Genomic DNA, 15,355 nt, shown 5'->3' with positions numbered 1-15,355 from the left:
TTCTATGGTAACAGTGCTTCTATTTCTTCTATGGCTTTCTCGGATATCTGCTTTTCCTTTCTGAGCAGGGATCTGAGCTTGGGATCATCCGCCAGGGATTCCAATACGTGCGCTTTCATCAGAGATGCTTTTCTGAGCGTCACGATTTCATGCAGTTCCAGCGTTTCATGCACGCCGAGTGACACTTCGTTCTTGTCGCTTTTAGCCATGGTCAGCCTCCTGTTGGTATTTATGGCATAAGGATAACATGCTTCTTGTCATTATACGAGAATCTTATCAGAAATCATAAAATTCAATCTTCAATGCCGTAAATCTCCCTTAACTTCACCCGTGCCGAAGCCCGCCAGTTCTTGACGCTCGATGCACTGAAACCAGCAACAGAGGCGATTTCACGCACCGTAAAGCCTTTCAATGTATAGGTCAGCCACAACATCTCCCGGTCATCAAGGACCCGGCGGGCGCTCTCATAGTAGAGTGTCGGCATGTCATCATCGGTCCCGGTATCCATCCCGGCATCGCCGTCAGCACTTACATGTGAAGTATAGCGCGAAACTTTACGGATTTCATCGATCATCCGCTGCTGGATGCGCGTATAGACGAATTGGGATTCGGTCGCCCCTTTGCCTTTGACGGCATCGAAGGCAGTCAGGGCAGAGTAGACGGCCAGCCGGCCGACCTGCATATAATCATCTTTATCGTATTGGATGTTCAGTTTATTCATGATGCTGTGGATCATCGGTTCATACCGTTCTATTTGTTCATTCATATGGAGTGTCCCATAACGCATCGATGCATCAGTTATTTCCGGATAAGCCAATCATATGATGAAACTGAGCAATCTGCCCGGGGGACAACACCTAATAAGTCGACTTAACTTATCGTTATATTAACATAATATAAAATATTGTTAATTATATGTTAAATAATTAGCTTTTAATGTATAATTTAAAGATCAACACATTGAAGAGGTGACACATGATACCATCACTACTCAACCCGGGGATCTGCTGCATTGAACCAGTAGACCACCCCGAGTTTCTCTGCGAAGCGGTCTACCATGACCGTGTACTGCCCTCGGTCAAACCGAGCGAGGACCTGATCGATGAACTGCTCGTCTATTGCCATGGTACAAACTTAAAAGCCAGACGGGCCCATCTGAAGGCCGCGCATGACATCCACCGGCTCGGTCCGATCGTCATCGATGAACGCATCGGTTTTACATTGTTCCCCGTAACGGTCTCACGGCGCCGCAATCCCTGCTGGGTGAACTTGCATCAGCTGCTTGAATTCAGACCCGGGGTGGGAGGTACGGAAATACGCTTCAACCATGGTATGATGAAATGGATAGAAGCCGATTACAGATTGTGCGAAAAACAATATGCCAAAGCATTGAAAGTACTCGACCGCTCCACTAAAATACGGGAGCAGAGTGCGCTCTACATCACACGATAAGAAGGGGCGCGGCTCCTGCTGGAGGATGCAGGCGATCGGCGGAAAGGGGGAGGCTATGGAGATTCTCGCAGCGGGTGGCATCTACACGAAAGAGGACTCGACCTTTACAGGCGGTCATGTCATCAGCATCTGCCTCGGCAGCCATTCGGCCCACCATGTCCGGCTGCACACCAACCTCAGCAGTGATTCCACAAAGACGCCTCCACTGTTGAAACACCTCCGCCAAAACGGAGTGGATCCGAGGCTGGCTGCACGGGTTTCGGCACCATACGGTACCATCACCGGTGATGGCGTCACGCCATCAAGCAATGTCTTTGAAACAGTGCGCCGGGAGCGGATGCAAAAGCAGATGAACCATGACTGTGTCATCCTGTCCACCGACATTTCAGAGCGTGACTTCAGGTGGCTGACGGCAGAAGCGAACAACCGTAATATTCCGGTCCTCGTCTTTACATGCGGGGAGTACCCGGTCCGTACTGGAGGGGGCATTGAAATCATTCATCTCGATGATTCCGGCATCCCGGACTACGCGCACCACTTGGAGGAAATAAAAGCCGTCCTCATCAATCGCGGATGGATATATGATCACCCTGTGACCAGAAGCCGCAGAGAGCAGGTGCCGCATCCGTCCACTGCCATCCTCCGTACCATCGGCCAGCTTCTGCTGTTCGGTATGCTGACCGGCGCGGTGCTGCTTGGCATATTATATCTGCTTGGACTGCCCGGCGAAGATGGCGGCCATCAGGCGGAGATAGCGCCAAAACAGCCTGTCGATCATCCAGACTGCAGTACAGTGGCGGCATGCACGACGCTTGGCGATCAATATCTCGATGCGCTCGATGACTACATCGATATAGAAGATACGAAACATCTATTCATCGAAAACCGGAGCCAGATCGGTTACCTGACGTATCCGGTTGAAGATGTGACGCTCGGGGCGCCGGAAGTGCACAAGCCGCTCCCGTTTGGGGATGAAGCAGCGTTCAGGGAGATATGGACACGCTTCACGCATTTCTTTCCTGCCCGTGAGATCGCCGACGTCGATGCCTTCCGGCTGTTTTCGGATGGTGAAGGCAATACGCTTGCCTATGTAGACGTCAAGCCTTCCGGCACCACGCTGGCGATGGATATACGTGACAATCAGACGAAGCCGGACGAATACCGGACGCTGCTCCATGAATTCGCCCACGTCTGGTCATTGCCGCCCGAAGACTTCAAGGATGACAGTACTGACGTGGCATCGTTGAAAGAAGATACTTTCATGAACGCCTATACCGAACGATTCTGGTCCCAGTATGGTGAGGAATGGGTTGAAAACAAGTATAAATCAGATCCTGAACGGGAAGCGTTCTACAACAGTCATATCACCCATTTCCATGAGCCGTATCAGGCGACGAATCCGAAAGAGGATTTCGCGGTGACCTTCGTCAAATTCGTCACCGAACCGATGCCGGAAGGACAGCAGCTGAAAGATGTTAAGATACGGACGCTGTATGAATATCCGGAATTGGTCGCACTGCGGACGACGATACTTGAAAATATGGTGGATCATGAAAAAATAAATGAATGAATATGCATATATTCGGGTAATGAAAAATGTCAGAAAAAGTATTTGGGATAAACCGCGTGTACACCATTTTATAACTGAATCATCACCATTTGCCGTTTTTTCTGTAGTGCCAATAGGGTTGAAACACAAAGTACACGTTTCTCAGGCACAATCACTGAGAAAGACAGTGAATTTTTCACCTGATTATATTGTGCACAATATAGTTTTGTGTATAATGGTAAGTGTCTGAGTAAATGTTAGGAATGGCGGGCAGATAATATGAGCGAAACAACAAATGATGTAAACATACGGAATGTGTGCAGATATATCTTTATGCTGAATGCGAAAATTGATCATTTGGCCGAGTTCAGAACCGAACTGGGCACTTTATCCAGAGAACAGCTCTATATCGTTGAAATGGTTTCAGAAGAGCCGGGACTTACACAAAAAACAATCATAGGTCGATTGAAGAAGGAGCAGACTTCAGTCTCAAGAGCCGTCCAGACTTTGGTTGACCAGGGTTATATAGCCAAACGACGCAACGAGAACGATATGCGCGCTTCCCATCTGGAAATGACCGATGCAGGGAAGGAAGCGTTGGCAGGGTTGGAACCTTCAATCTGCGAACTCAGTGAACATGTTGTGGAAGAGTTGGATGATGATGAAAAACGCACATTGATGGACGCCTTACGTAAAATGCAAGCTCAATGACCCGTTCCACAGAGGTGGAACGGGTTTTTCAATGCGAAACCCCCAAGGGATATCCCTTGGGGGTCAGTCTACAGTGTGCGTTCCATATATATATGCGGGATGCCCGCATCCTCGAATTCCTCTGAAGCCACTTCATAGCCGAGCTTCCTGTAGAAATTGGCGGCATGGACCTGCGCGCCGAGTTTCGCTCTGACATACCCGGCTTCACGGGCGTGCTTATGCACAAAAGCCATCAGCTCCCGGCCGTATTTCAATCCACGCGCTTTTGGCAGTACTGCCATACGCTCGATTTTGATCATTCCGTCGCCTACCGGGCGGTATCTGACGGTGCCGACGGGTGTATCTGTTGTCAGCAGGATATGTGTCGAAGTGTCTTCATATGCGTCTATTTCCCGGGTCATCGGCACATTCTGTTCTTCGACGAAGACGCGTTTACGGATTTCGAGACATTGATCGTACATCTTTTGGCTGTCCGCCACTTTTATTTCCATCAACATTCTCCTTACATCGCATTTTTTCTTCTGATGGCAGTGAACTGCCAAAATACCCGCATCTGCTCGAGATTCCAGTATTCCAGTCCAAGGGAGAGTGCAGGTGGAGTATTGAACTTGAACCCGCTCGCCTCGGCGGCGGCCAATGCCAAGTACTGGATATGGGGCCGCAGATTTTTGAAGGGCTCGGACAACCTGCCGTCTTCCCCGCGAATCCAATCCATCGGGAAGGTGAGTTCGAATATGTTGATCTGCTTGTATATTTCAGGCAACGCAATGAGATAGCACGCCGCATCCACTTCAGCATTGGATTCGGACTCCGCAAAATAGCCCTTTATCGACAGGTACATCTCTTTATGGTCATGGTTCTGATAAAAATACCTATCCTCCGGTTGTGCTTCGCCGCTGCGCTTGATCTGATCTTCCAGATAGTCGAACATCTCATTGATGTTCGTCTCCTTATCGTAAGTCCTGCGCATCATCATCCCTCCTAGACCCCATCATATGAAGGGGTTTCCTGTGTGTTCTCCTCATAGTATGGTGCTTGATAAGGCTCTTGTGTTTCTTCTTCATAGTATGGTGCTTGATAAGGCTCTTGTGTTTCTTCTTCATAGTATGGGACTGTATCTTGCTGGTACTGCTCCTGCGTCTCCTCTTCGTAGTACGGTTCCTGTGTACTTTCTTCATATTGAGGCGGTGTGCCGTTTTCTACGGGCGGCTGTTCTGTAGTCGGCTCCTCATCGGTGAATTCCGGATTCATATCCCTGTCGGGCTCTTCGACTGATTTTTCGTCCTGATCCTCTTTAATATTAAAGCCGTTGCCGAGCCTACTCTCATAACCTTCCCGCATGAAGTAGGGTGGTTCTGCCGGCTGGTAGTCTTCAAGCTCCGTGCCTTCTATAAACTGGTAGGGCACGATCATGTCTGACAGCCGGATGTTGATCAGGTCATATGGATCAGGCGCTTCAAGGCCGAGTACTTCCCTAAGCGTTTCTGAAATGCGGTACAGATGCTCTTCGTTCGCCCAGTAGAAGTAGGCGCCGTTCTGCTGGAACCAGAAGTCGCTGCCTTTGATCTGGGTCGTGTTGAAGTTGATGTCGTTGAAGGAATAGTAGGCAGCAAGGCTGCGGATCGTCTTCGACTCCATATTGTGCTTTGTATTATCCGCGACGACTTCTATCAGTTCGTCGAGTTTCGAGAGGGCACCCGTCGACTTGGCTTTCGATAGGATGGCCTGGACCAGCTCCAATTGACGTTGGCCACGACCTAAGTCACTGTCGACCTTACGGTTCCTGACTACTGCTAATGCTTCTTCCCCGTTTAAAGTTTGTTTACCCGCTTTCAGTTCGATTTTTCCCTTATCTTTTGAATTCTGTTCACTGATTTCAAATGGCACATCGAATTCCACTCCACCGAGTGCATCTACCATGTCCACGACAGCATCCATATTGGCCCGGACATAGAAATCGACAGGCACATTGAGCAATGACTCAACGGCACGCATAGAGCCATCTGGACCCCCTTGACGGTGGGCGTGTGTAATCTTGTCGAAATAATTCTCTTCCGGGAGGTAGGTGAGTGTATCGCGCGGTATGCTGACTAGTTTTACTTCCTCTTGATCTTTATCGAAAGTGGCCAGGATCATCGTATCTGTACGATAATCCCCGTTTCCTATATCTTCTCGCTTATTGCGTGACTCACTTTCGTCAATGCCGAGGATTAAGATTGTGAAGCTATCCATTTCCGGATTGATATCGTCGAGTCTCAATTCTGACCGATCACGTTCGGTGGCCTCAAATGATTCTGAAACCCCCTTTTCGAATGAATTGAAAAGATTGTAGATGTAGACGACTATTACTACGAGCGCTATAACAAGCGCGATAAGAATACCGTAAAAAATTTTGCTTTTCATAATAGATTTGACTCATTTCTTTTTAATTTTATTCTTTGATTCATGTTACTATCCAATAAGTATAATATGAAAGTGGGGTGAAATGGAAATAGAATGTAACATTCCACTTTATTCATTCAAATATCCTATAACTTTTTTGAAAAAATGGTAGAATAGCTATTCATTAATCAGGAGGCATCAATGACGTGGTAACTAAGAAAAGGCAGGCTCCCATTTTAACTTACGAGAATGTTATGTTCGCGAGCGTCTTCAGTTTGCTATTTATGCTAGCCAATTACATCATGATTGATAATGGTGATGGGCACGCGATGATCGACTCCCAAAACCCATTTATGATTTTAACCTTTATAGCTATATGGATTTATCTCCATAAAAATTCCTATATTCATATAAGCAACATCAGATTGTTATTTTTATCGCTTTGGTGTGTTTATCTATCGGTAATTTTTTACAGCATGTTAATCCAAGATCATTTTGTTTGGGTGGAGGCCATCATCTTTATACTAATTACCATCATTTTGTTGTATAGGATACCGGAACGTATGATCACTATACTCATAATAGCTGCATGGATCAGTCTGCCTTCATTGTTATTAGCTGATATTACGCTAAATGAATCGGGAGCAACTCTAGTACTTATTTTCACTGTAGGATTTTTGATTATACCTAAAACAAATCGGGCGATGATCTATTACATGTTGCCCACGTTCTTGCTACTCAATATCATTACGATGAGCCGTACAGCTATAGGCGTGTATCTACTTATAGCAGTGATTCAATTGGCCTGGATTAATTTCTATAACACACCTATCAAACAAAAGAAGCATTTTGCGATCATTGCGGGCGGCGGCATACTTCTGATACTGGTTGGATTTGCCCAGCCTCTCTATCAATTTTTTATAGGGGGGCGCACTCAGTCAAAATGGCATACAGTGGAATGCTTTGACATCAGGACGCTATGAAGTATGGAAAGTAATATGGGATAACCGTCAATTCTTTGGAGAAGGGCATGCTTATATTGAATTTACCGAGCTTCTCCATGCGCACAATATATTTTTAGATACTGTTGGCCGTTATGGTTTAGGAGCGGCTATCCTGCTTGCATTGATATTGTGCATTACATTTCTTTTAGCTTTTATAAAAGGTATGTTTAATACTGCAATCTATCTTGCGGTATTCACAATGGTTGGCATGTTCGAATATAATTATCTCTTCATGTTTACTTACTTCTCACCAATCATCCTGTTGTTTCTGTTGTTTAGTAGAATCATTACTGTGTATGAAGAGTCAGGAGCTAAATTGCATGACGAAAGCGCTGATATTAAATAATATCAGCGCTTTTTTCTATTTTCATTAAACTTTAGTTTTTGTATTATCGGGCCAACAATTGGCACGTGCAAAAGCATAAACTCCATTACTTTTAGGATTCTAAAAAAGCGTTTTGGTTCTTGAATAAGGCGATACAGCCATTCTAGTTGAAGTGTAATCCAAATCTTAGGTGCCCGCTTTACATTACCAGACATCACATCCAGAGTTCCACCGACCCCTATGAAGATTCCCTTATCGAAGCGATTAATATTATCAAAAATCCATTTCTCCTGACGCTGCATACCGAGTGCCACAAGGATGATATCCGGTCTAGTGGCAACCATTGAGTCTATAAAAGATTCGCTTGTGATATCTGCATAGCCATGTTCATGACCTGCAACAATGAGCCCTGGAAATGTTTTCTTGGCATTTTTTACAGCTTTTTGATTGGAATCTTTTTTAGCGCCGAGGAAGAACACGCTATAATCATTTTTAGCAGCGTACTCCAGCATAGCCTGAGTAAGGTCCACACCGCTGATACGTTCCCTTAGAGGCATCCCCTTAATTTTGGCAGCATTGATAATGCCGATGCCATCTGGTAAAACATAGTCTGCTGAATCCACATGATGTTTGAACTCTGAAGATTCCCGTGTCCCCATGACAAGTTCGGGATTCGCCGTAACGATGAAACATTTCTCTTTACTCTCAAGAAGCGGATAGATTGTTTCGTTTAAAAAGGAGTGCATTGTGGTGTTGATGAAATTGAGACCCATTATTAGTACTGTTCCGTAATGTTTATTCATCAATCATAAACCTCTATTTCTAATAATAATAACTTATAAAAAATCAGTTTTCGATTTTATCCGATAAGGAAGCTTCATGAAGCCATACCGTAGAGTTTTGATCATCTATAATACCTTTATACCAGATATTTTTACCTACTAGAATGGTTTCATTAATATGAAATTTCGAATTTTTAAGATTTTCCAGAGAAGATGATATAGTTTGCTTTTTTCCACCCCATGGTTCTGTTCGAGCGAGGCCATTGCCAAGTAAGAATAGTGTCTTATTGTCATTATCGACGAAAGTATGGGTGTGAGAAGCGAGCTCTGTTGCTTTCATCCATCCAATAACCCCCTCAATGCCACTTGGCTTAGTACTGAGTAGATAATAGTGTTCAAATTGGTATATAGTTTTTCGTTTTATATAGAACACTCTATCTTTATACTCGTCTGCGTTTTTACGATTTTCATCGGTATTAGGGGATTGATATATATAAGTACTGTGTTCTCGTAAGTGCGCAAGCCTACTTGTTAAATGCACCTTGTAATCATTGGAAGCATTTAATTCTTTATCAGAATTCATGACTAGTAGGTTACCCTGCTGACTGTAAACAGTATCATTACCGCCCTGTTCAGTCATAAGGGCACGATATGCATCACGTTCTTTTTTTGACATTTTCTGCCATTTATTGAGGAATGCTTCATATAGAGGAATGACATCATTTACCTCACCAAAGGCTTTGACGCGCCCAAATTCAAGCCATAATATCTTATTGCAAAAATTCTTGACTTGGTTGATGGAATGACTGACGAAAATCATTGTTTTGCCCTGTTCTTTAAATTCGTTCATTTTTCTTAAGCTTTTCTCTGAAAAAGCACGATCACCGACCGACAATGCTTCATCTATGATCAGAATATCCGGGTCGACATTGACACTGATGGCAAAGCCAAGTCGCGATTTCATTCCGCTTGAATATGATTTGACTGGTTGGTCTATAAAACTTTCGAGTTCAGCAAAAGCAATGATGTCAGGTTCCATTTCACGAATTTCATCGCGTGAAAAACCGAGCATCAGACACTTCAACTCGATATTATCGCGTCCGGTCAAATCATTGTTTAGGCCAGCAGCGACTGCTATCAATGAAGTCTGCCCGTTTACTATAACCTCACCCCTGGATTCGGGCACTATACCTGCAATAATATTTGACAAGGTAGACTTGCCAGAACCATTGATTCCGATGAATCCTACGACATCTCCATCTTCCGCTTCGAAGTCAATGCCACGCAAGGCATGGAAGACTTCTCCGTGAGAGCGGGGTGAAACTAGATCCAATATGCGTTCTTTTTGATTCTCGTATAGCTTATAATGTTTCTCTAGATTTTTTGTTATGATGGTTTTTGTCATGTATATCCCTCTTATAGATAATCTATGAAATTACGTCTGAAGTTTACATGTAACATTGATCCAATCGCTAAGATAACGAAAATGAGACTCCAAAAATACAGCGTCAACTCCCAATGCGTAATCATATACCACTCAGTGCCGAAGAATACTGAGCGATATCCTTCAATAAGGTAAACGAGAGGGTTCAATCTCATCAACTGCATCAAAAGTGGGAACTCCGAAAGAAGTGATAGAGGCCATAAAACGCCTGATAAATATAAACCCATGCGTAGTAGAGAGCTAAGCAGCATGTGTACATCTCGGACCAATGTCGATAGCGTAGAAGTGATTAATGAAAATGAAAATACGAGCATATATGTACCGAGTATGAAATAAGGCAGTTGCAAATAATAAATGTTGATATAATACCCTGCTATTTGAAAAACAACAAATACAATGCCTAACATGATGATATGTGTATAGAACTTTGAGAATATCGCGATGCTAGGTATTAAACTAAGCGGGAAATTCATTTTTGATAACAATTTTAAACGAGTATAGATGGATTTAGAAGCTTGTATCGTAGCTTGAAAGAAGAAAGTCCATACTATGAATCCTACAAATAACCAGAAGAAGAATGGGACTTCTTCCCCCCCCATTTCTATCGGCTCTCTCTCTCTCAATGTGGAAAAAACAAACCAGTATATTAATACACTGATCAAAGGAGTCAGAATTTCCCACACAGTACCTAAATAGTTATTCTGATTTTTACTTTTGACATCATATACAGACAGCCGTCTTACAAGATAAAAATGATTCAGCTGTTCCCTCAATACTATTAATATTGATTTCATCTTTTTTTCACAACCATTTCCTTCATCGTTGTTGAATTATACAACTTAAGATTCTAAATAACAAATAATCCTATCGCTGACACGTTTTGCAGCATTTCCATCTTCAAGAGCACAGAAACGTTGCCGGAAGAGGGTGGTCTCGTATTCTTCGTTGAAGTCCGAAATTTCAGTTCCCTGTATAGCATCAATCAGCGCATCAGTCGTCTCAACAAGTGGGCCGGGTGCCATTGTTTCGAAATCGAAATAGAAGCCCCGGATATTCTCCCGGTAGTGTTCGATATCATATGTGTAGAAGATCATGGGGCGCTTGAGATTGGCATAGTCAAAGAACACGGAAGAGTAATCTGTGACAAGTATGTCCGACACCAGATACAAATCCCTTACATCTTCGTAAGTGGAACAGTCATACAGGAAGCCTTCATATCCGGAGAGGTCCAGATTCTCAGCAACCAGATAATGGAGCCGCAACAGGATGATGTAGTCATCTCCCAATTCTGCCTGCATCTTCGCTATGTCGAACTGCAGATCGAATTTATATTTTCCGCGTTCATGATAGGAATCGTCACGCCACGTGGGAGCATAGAGAATGACTTTCTTATTCATGGGCAGTCCGAGCTTAGTACGGATATAATCCTGGAAGGTAGGATTATCGTTATTGAACAGATGATCATTTCTTGGGTAGCCAGTCTCAAGCATTACACCATAGAATTTGAAGGCGCGCTTGAAGATTTCAGTCGAATAGGGATTTGGTGAAATGAGATAATCCCATTTGCTTGATTCGGCTGTAAAGTTTTTCTTATATTTTTCCGTATCAGTCCCTGGCATAAGGACGCTGTCGATATCCGTGCCGAGTTTCTTCAGTGGGGTACCATGCCACGTTTGTAGGTATAACGTGTCGGCAGGCTTTGGAATCCATAACGGCAGCCGACTGTTCGTCACCCATAAGGCTGCTTTGTTCATATAGATCATCCAACTTGGAGTAAAGCGTGTCACATAAGGGATGCCGAGCGCCTTGAACATTTTTCTGTAGCGGCGATCGACACTCCATAGCAAGCGGTAATCCGGATAATGTGCCCTCATGTATTCATAAATCGCGCGCGGATTATCACTGTACTGTTTACCAAGGAAACTTTCGAACATGATCAGCCTATAATCTTTATGGAAAGATTTGCCGAGCAGCCAGAACAGCATTTTGTAGACTTTCAACAGAGCTACTTTTAATATTTTCATAGTCACCACACCGTTAATAATAGTATTATGTATATGATATAATCTTTTATGATGTAATTATTTATATTACCATCATATCCAGTATACAAAAACATTATACCATCATAGTGGTATAGTAGGGAGGCACACTATGAAGAAAGTCATCACTTACGGTACATTCGATCTGCTCCATACCGGGCACATCAATATTTTGAGGCGCGCAAAGGCGCTCGGCGACTATCTCATCGTGGCCATCTCCACCGATGAATTCAATATGCTCAAGCATAAGCAAGCCTATTACCCATTTGAACAGCGGAAACAGATTCTTGAAGCGGTGCGTTATGTCGATGAAGTCATTCCAGAACATAACTGGGACCAGAAGGTTGAAGATGTCAAAACGCATGACGTTGACATCTTCGTCATGGGCCATGACTGGGAAGGCGAATTTGACTTCCTGAAAGACTATTGCGAGGTCATCTATCTGCCAAGGACTGAAGGTGTATCCACAACGAAAATAAAACAGGACCTATCAAATCGGAAATGATCAGGGAGGCGGCGCTCACCCTCTATCTGACAGTCGCCCGCATCATCTTCCACCTATTCCGGATCGCGCCCCTTCAGCATAAGACGGTCATGTTGGCATCATTTGGCGACAATATCCAGGCAGTGGCCAGTGAAGTATCGGCGCAGACGGATTCACGCATCCTCATTTTGAAGGAACCCGGCTGCCGACATCAGTTCGATGATATTTCAGATCAGAACATTATCCGCTTTTCACCAGCCCAGCCCGGAAACTGGCTGCGTGGCCTGTACCATCTCGCTACAGCCGAGATTGTCTTCGTCGACAACTATCATCTGCTTCTTGCCTCATGCGATTTCCGCCAAGAAGCACTGTGCATCCAACTGTGGCATGCCAATGGGGCAGTCAAGATGTTTGGACTATACGATAAGACAGCAAGGGACAGACCACGATCGGCCGTCCGGCGCTTCAAGCAAGTCTACAGCCGGTTCCATAAAGTCGTCGTAAGTTCAGACGAAATGGCGGATATTTTCAAGCGTGCTTTTAATCTCAGTGATGCCAACATGCTGAAGACGGGCGTGCCAAGGACGGACTTTTATCGTTTTGAACAATGCGTGACTCGGGCACAGGGAAATATGAAAGAGGCATTGCCGCAGATCCATGGTAAAAAGGTACTCCTCTATGCACCGACGTTCCGGGATGATGGATTTACACTCGACAAGTTGCCACTTGATGTTAAAAGAATGGAAGCGGCACTGGGTTCGGAGTATCATCTGCTGATTCAATTGCACCGTACCGTTGAGCTCAAAGATGTGCAGGACACGAACTTTGTCACCCATGCCTCAGGTGAATATGATATTGCGTCACTGCTCAGTATCACCGACATCCTCATCACGGACTATTCATCGATTCCGTTTGAGTTTTCGATGCTCAAACGACCGATGATCTTCTTCGCCTATGATCTCGAACAGTATGAAAGGACGCGCGGCATCTGGTTTGACTACAAGAAAACGATGCCGGGTCCGGTCGTCGAGACGACCGACGCGCTAATAGAAACCATCCAGCAAAATCGATTCGATGAGGCGGAAGTTACAGTGTTCGACGCCACCTGGAACAAATATGCAGATGGCCAGGCAACATCTCGACTCGTCAAAGCAATATATAAAGCAGATTGAGCATATGCCCAATCTGCTTTTTTTATGTAGCACATAAATGATTGCATAAAAAAGCCCGCATCCTTTTCAGGATTCGGACTTCATGTCTTGTATATTCTTTCGATTGACCCCGCATCGTGGCGCAATCGTATCCGCCAACCATTTGGCATTCAACAGCTCGATGTAGGCCAAATACGCTGCATCCCCTTCGATGCGGACATCCCCATAGACATAGTAGGGGGGCAATGGGCCATCGTGCCACAACCCGTCTCCTGCATGGTGTTCGATAAGGCGCTTTAAGCCGTCCAAATCTTCACGGAACGCCGGGCTGCGCTTGCCCCCACGGCGCTGGTGTTCCCTGTCGCATGCATCCAGCAGACGGTAAGTGTCCGTAATGTACGGACGTCCTTCGTTATAGATGTGCTTGACGATGGGGTGGTGCCGGTACCGCGTATTGGTATCGAGCACCCCGATCAGGCTGAGGGTAACGCGCAGTATCTGATACAGTTCGAGCACCTGTTTCGACAGCCGGCGGTTATCCAAATACCGGGCACTGATGTCATGATCCGGGCTTACTCTGAACACCTGCATTATTCGTAGATGTAGGCGAGCACATCCAACGCCTGTTCGACAGTTTCCACCGTGACATTGGCTTTGTTGGAAAGCTCTTTAAGTGGATGGATCAATTCTTCCGGGCGCACGATGATGAGTGGTTTGCCAAGCGTGACGGCAGCACTCGCATCCATTGCCGTATTCCACTGCTTGTACTTCTCGCCGAACAAGGCGATGACCACATCTGACTTCTGCATCAGCACCTCGGTCCTAAGGTTGTTGATCGCAGAAGCGGCATCGTCCTTATAGTAGCCGCTTGGCTGTTCGCCTAAAATCGCTTCGCCGATATCATCCGAACGGTCATGGACCGTCTGGGGACCGACGAAATTGAGTGGCAGGTCCTTCTCTTTCGCCAGACGTTTTACATCTTCGCGCCAATCATCATGAATCTGTCCTGCAAGATAAACTGTCAATTCCATTGTGTCATCCTCCTAAGTGGTAGTATCTCAATCATAGCCAATCCCTCGTCAAGTTTCCAAGGATTATCACTCGAGTGTGTTGCCTTGTGCCGGAATCGGGTTTTCTTTGAACATGCGTGCCAGGTGGATGGTGTTGTAGGCGAGCATTTCAACATGTTTTTTAGTGAAGTCGTTATCTTGGCCCGCTTCAATATAGGACGGGCCGGGACCTGCTTCGCCAACCCAATAGGCATCGACGTTCGGTGGAATGGTGAAACCGATGTGGGAGAGCCCGTAGAGGATCGACTGTGCCGCATGCTTCGCACCGTCCTCATTTCCTGTCACGACGACTCCGCCGACCTTGTTGTAGAAGATCGACTGGCCCTTGTCGTTCGTGAGTGATGAGCTCCCGTACAGACGCTCTATGGCCAGTGTCGCGATGCTGCTCTTCTCGCCGAGCCACAGAGGCGTGCCGATCAGCACGATATCAGCTGCTTTAATCTTTTCAAAAACTTGCGGCCATTCATCGCCTTCACCGGCATCGTCCGTGATGCCGTATTTTATGTTGTAGTCGTTCAGGCGCACGATTTCAGACTCGACGCCCTCCCTTTCATAAATATCCGTAACCCCACGTGCCAAAGCTTCGGTATTCGATTGTTCCTTACCGTATTTTAGGGTGGCATTCAATATCACTGCTTTTAGAGCCATACACTCTCCTCCATTTTCTTCATTGCTTAGTTGTACCACTAAAATAAGACGCTAAAACTTGAGCTCAGACGAGCTGCTTCTTCGAAAATTTATTGGCTACCCAACGGATGGTCAAGCCGGCTCCAAATTTATTCCTAATTTTAATTACTTTTTTGTATATTGTGGTAATATGTAAGTATAAACGATATTTTTTGGTTCTCCCCAGTGAAGTGTGTTGATTTCTTCCTCTAACGTAGGATCTCTTTTTATTTCTAAGCTGGGGGACGACACTCCATACGGATCCGGAGATCGAAATGATACATATTCGGGCA

At 45.2% G+C, this 15,355-nt stretch carries 19 protein-coding genes; 7 read left to right on the top strand and 12 right to left on the bottom strand.

The window, feature by feature from the left end; genetic code table 11:
* Positions 1 to 2 precede the first annotated feature (2 nt).
* Together ACFFLE_RS03915 and ACFFLE_RS03910 are read right to left on the bottom strand one after the other, a co-directional pair.
* Entirely contained in the window at positions 3 to 209 is a 207-nt protein-coding gene (locus ACFFLE_RS03915) for a spore coat protein (protein WP_380569846.1), read from the bottom strand.
* An 83-nt stretch (positions 210 to 292) separates the two neighbouring features.
* Positions 293 to 766, bottom strand: a complete 474-nt coding sequence (locus tag ACFFLE_RS03910) for a sigma-70 family RNA polymerase sigma factor (RefSeq protein WP_380569845.1) — start codon at positions 764 to 766, stop codon at positions 293 to 295.
* A 209-nt stretch (positions 767 to 975) separates the two neighbouring features.
* Between ACFFLE_RS03910 and ACFFLE_RS03905 the strand changes: the two genes are divergently transcribed.
* The 3 genes from ACFFLE_RS03905 to ACFFLE_RS03895 all read left to right on the top strand — a co-directional run bounded on the left by ACFFLE_RS03905 (position 976) and on the right by ACFFLE_RS03895 (position 3,712).
* Positions 976 to 1,452, top strand: a complete 477-nt coding sequence (locus ACFFLE_RS03905) for a competence protein ComK (RefSeq protein ID WP_380569844.1) — start codon at positions 976 to 978, stop codon at positions 1,450 to 1,452.
* Entirely contained in the window at positions 1,430 to 3,022 is a 1,593-nt protein-coding gene (locus ACFFLE_RS03900) for a hypothetical protein (RefSeq protein ID WP_380569843.1), read from the top strand. Before ACFFLE_RS03905 ends, ACFFLE_RS03900 begins: the two co-directional genes overlap by 23 nt.
* A gap of 258 nt (positions 3,023 to 3,280) precedes the next feature.
* On the top strand, positions 3,281 to 3,712 hold the full coding sequence (locus ACFFLE_RS03895; RefSeq protein WP_380569842.1) for a MarR family winged helix-turn-helix transcriptional regulator: 432 nt from the start codon (positions 3,281 to 3,283) through the stop codon (positions 3,710 to 3,712).
* A 68-nt stretch (positions 3,713 to 3,780) separates the two neighbouring features.
* Here ACFFLE_RS03895 and ACFFLE_RS03890 read toward each other — a convergent pair whose 3' ends face one another.
* Genes ACFFLE_RS03890 through ACFFLE_RS03880 form a run of 3 tightly spaced genes read right to left on the bottom strand, consistent with a single transcriptional unit; the run spans position 3,781 to position 6,115 of the window.
* Positions 3,781 to 4,203: a GNAT family N-acetyltransferase gene (locus ACFFLE_RS03890; protein WP_380569841.1), complete on the bottom strand. Its 423-nt coding sequence runs from the start codon at positions 4,201 to 4,203 to the stop codon at positions 3,781 to 3,783.
* An 11-nt stretch (positions 4,204 to 4,214) separates the two neighbouring features.
* Complete coding sequence (locus ACFFLE_RS03885; RefSeq protein WP_380569840.1) at positions 4,215 to 4,682, bottom strand: DUF2538 family protein; 468 nt, start codon at positions 4,680 to 4,682, stop codon at positions 4,215 to 4,217.
* Positions 4,683 to 4,693: 11 nt separating this feature from the next.
* A complete protein-coding gene (locus ACFFLE_RS03880) occupies positions 4,694 to 6,115 on the bottom strand; it encodes an LCP family protein (protein ID WP_380569839.1) in 1,422 nt (473 codons plus the stop codon).
* A 185-nt stretch (positions 6,116 to 6,300) separates the two neighbouring features.
* Between ACFFLE_RS03880 and ACFFLE_RS03875 the strand changes: the two genes are divergently transcribed.
* Together ACFFLE_RS03875 and ACFFLE_RS03870 are read left to right on the top strand one after the other, a co-directional pair.
* Positions 6,301 to 7,077: a hypothetical protein gene (locus ACFFLE_RS03875; RefSeq protein WP_380569838.1), complete on the top strand. Its 777-nt coding sequence runs from the start codon at positions 6,301 to 6,303 to the stop codon at positions 7,075 to 7,077.
* Positions 7,058 to 7,444: an O-antigen ligase family protein gene (locus ACFFLE_RS03870; RefSeq protein WP_380569837.1), complete on the top strand. Its 387-nt coding sequence runs from the start codon at positions 7,058 to 7,060 to the stop codon at positions 7,442 to 7,444. The genes ACFFLE_RS03875 and ACFFLE_RS03870 overlap by 20 nt, the downstream gene beginning before the upstream one ends.
* Positions 7,445 to 7,446: 2 nt before the next feature.
* On the opposite strand, the gene ACFFLE_RS03865 is transcribed toward ACFFLE_RS03870, so the two are convergent.
* Genes ACFFLE_RS03865 through ACFFLE_RS03850 form a run of 4 tightly spaced genes read right to left on the bottom strand, consistent with a single transcriptional unit; the run spans position 7,447 to position 11,673 of the window.
* Complete coding sequence (locus tag ACFFLE_RS03865) at positions 7,447 to 8,226, bottom strand: WecB/TagA/CpsF family glycosyltransferase (RefSeq protein ID WP_380570016.1); 780 nt, start codon at positions 8,224 to 8,226, stop codon at positions 7,447 to 7,449.
* Between the two features lie 43 nt (positions 8,227 to 8,269).
* The gene (gene tagH, locus ACFFLE_RS03860) at positions 8,270 to 9,610 is read right to left on the bottom strand and encodes a teichoic acids export ABC transporter ATP-binding subunit TagH (RefSeq protein WP_380569836.1); all 1,341 of its coding nucleotides are present in this window, start codon (positions 9,608 to 9,610) and stop codon (positions 8,270 to 8,272) included.
* Between the two features lie 11 nt (positions 9,611 to 9,621).
* Entirely contained in the window at positions 9,622 to 10,443 is an 822-nt protein-coding gene (locus tag ACFFLE_RS03855) for an ABC transporter permease (protein ID WP_380569835.1), read from the bottom strand.
* Between the two features lie 45 nt (positions 10,444 to 10,488).
* On the bottom strand, positions 10,489 to 11,673 hold the full coding sequence (locus tag ACFFLE_RS03850; protein WP_380569834.1) for a CDP-glycerol glycerophosphotransferase family protein: 1,185 nt from the start codon (positions 11,671 to 11,673) through the stop codon (positions 10,489 to 10,491).
* 130 nt (positions 11,674 to 11,803) lie between these two features.
* On the opposite strand from ACFFLE_RS03850, the gene tagD reads away from it, so the two are divergent.
* Positions 11,804 to 12,196, top strand: a complete 393-nt coding sequence (gene tagD / locus ACFFLE_RS03845) for a glycerol-3-phosphate cytidylyltransferase (RefSeq protein ID WP_380569833.1) — start codon at positions 11,804 to 11,806, stop codon at positions 12,194 to 12,196.
* Entirely contained in the window at positions 12,193 to 13,347 is a 1,155-nt protein-coding gene (locus ACFFLE_RS03840; protein ID WP_380569832.1) for a CDP-glycerol glycerophosphotransferase family protein, read from the top strand. Before tagD ends, ACFFLE_RS03840 begins: the two co-directional genes overlap by 4 nt.
* Positions 13,348 to 13,413: 66 nt before the next feature.
* On the opposite strand, the gene ACFFLE_RS03835 is transcribed toward ACFFLE_RS03840, so the two are convergent.
* The 3 genes from ACFFLE_RS03835 to ACFFLE_RS03825 all read right to left on the bottom strand — a co-directional run bounded on the left by ACFFLE_RS03835 (position 13,414) and on the right by ACFFLE_RS03825 (position 15,044).
* Positions 13,414 to 13,917 (bottom strand): pyrimidine dimer DNA glycosylase/endonuclease V, encoded by a 504-nt coding sequence (locus ACFFLE_RS03835; protein ID WP_380569831.1) that lies wholly within the window; start codon positions 13,915 to 13,917, stop codon positions 13,414 to 13,416.
* On the bottom strand, positions 13,917 to 14,357 hold the full coding sequence (locus ACFFLE_RS03830; protein WP_380569830.1) for a YtoQ family protein: 441 nt from the start codon (positions 14,355 to 14,357) through the stop codon (positions 13,917 to 13,919). Before ACFFLE_RS03830 ends, ACFFLE_RS03835 begins: the two co-directional genes overlap by 1 nt.
* A 66-nt stretch (positions 14,358 to 14,423) precedes the next feature.
* Positions 14,424 to 15,044, bottom strand: coding sequence for a flavodoxin family protein (locus ACFFLE_RS03825; RefSeq protein ID WP_380569829.1), 621 nt, complete (start codon positions 15,042 to 15,044; stop codon positions 14,424 to 14,426).
* Between the last annotated feature and the right edge of the window lie 311 nt (positions 15,045 to 15,355).

Source organism: Salinicoccus siamensis (assembly GCF_042429615.1).
Taxonomy (GTDB): Bacteria; Bacillota; Bacilli; order Staphylococcales; family Salinicoccaceae; genus Salinicoccus; species Salinicoccus siamensis.
Note: the sequence above shows the minus strand (reverse complement) of the source record. Positions and strands in the feature narration are given on the sequence as shown.

Bases quoted from the DNA above. Each gene is read 5' to 3' on its own strand.
- ACFFLE_RS03910 (WP_380569845.1), bottom strand. From the start codon at position 766: ATGAATGAACAAATAGAACGGTATGAACCGATGATCCACAGCATCATG.
- tagH (WP_380569836.1), bottom strand. From the start codon at position 9,610: ATGACAAAAACCATCATAACAAAAAATCTAGAGAAACATTATAAGCTA.
- ACFFLE_RS03835 (WP_380569831.1), bottom strand. From the start codon at position 13,917: ATGCAGGTGTTCAGAGTAAGCCCGGATCATGACATCAGTGCCCGGTAT.
- ACFFLE_RS03830 (WP_380569830.1), bottom strand. From the start codon at position 14,357: ATGGAATTGACAGTTTATCTTGCAGGACAGATTCATGATGATTGGCGC.
- ACFFLE_RS03890 (WP_380569841.1), bottom strand. From the start codon at position 4,203: ATGGAAATAAAAGTGGCGGACAGCCAAAAGATGTACGATCAATGTCTC.
- ACFFLE_RS03880 (WP_380569839.1), bottom strand. From the start codon at position 6,115: ATGAAAAGCAAAATTTTTTACGGTATTCTTATCGCGCTTGTTATAGCG.
- ACFFLE_RS03855 (WP_380569835.1), bottom strand. From the start codon at position 10,443: ATGAAATCAATATTAATAGTATTGAGGGAACAGCTGAATCATTTTTAT.
- ACFFLE_RS03905 (WP_380569844.1), top strand. From the start codon at position 976: ATGATACCATCACTACTCAACCCGGGGATCTGCTGCATTGAACCAGTA.
- ACFFLE_RS03915 (WP_380569846.1), bottom strand. From the start codon at position 209: ATGGCTAAAAGCGACAAGAACGAAGTGTCACTCGGCGTGCATGAAACG.
- ACFFLE_RS03825 (WP_380569829.1), bottom strand. From the start codon at position 15,044: ATGGCTCTAAAAGCAGTGATATTGAATGCCACCCTAAAATACGGTAAG.
- ACFFLE_RS03865 (WP_380570016.1), bottom strand. From the start codon at position 8,226: ATGAATAAACATTACGGAACAGTACTAATAATGGGTCTCAATTTCATC.
- ACFFLE_RS03895 (WP_380569842.1), top strand. From the start codon at position 3,281: ATGAGCGAAACAACAAATGATGTAAACATACGGAATGTGTGCAGATAT.
- tagD (WP_380569833.1), top strand. From the start codon at position 11,804: ATGAAGAAAGTCATCACTTACGGTACATTCGATCTGCTCCATACCGGG.
- ACFFLE_RS03840 (WP_380569832.1), top strand. From the start codon at position 12,193: ATGATCAGGGAGGCGGCGCTCACCCTCTATCTGACAGTCGCCCGCATC.
- ACFFLE_RS03885 (WP_380569840.1), bottom strand. From the start codon at position 4,682: ATGCGCAGGACTTACGATAAGGAGACGAACATCAATGAGATGTTCGAC.
- ACFFLE_RS03850 (WP_380569834.1), bottom strand. From the start codon at position 11,673: ATGAAAATATTAAAAGTAGCTCTGTTGAAAGTCTACAAAATGCTGTTC.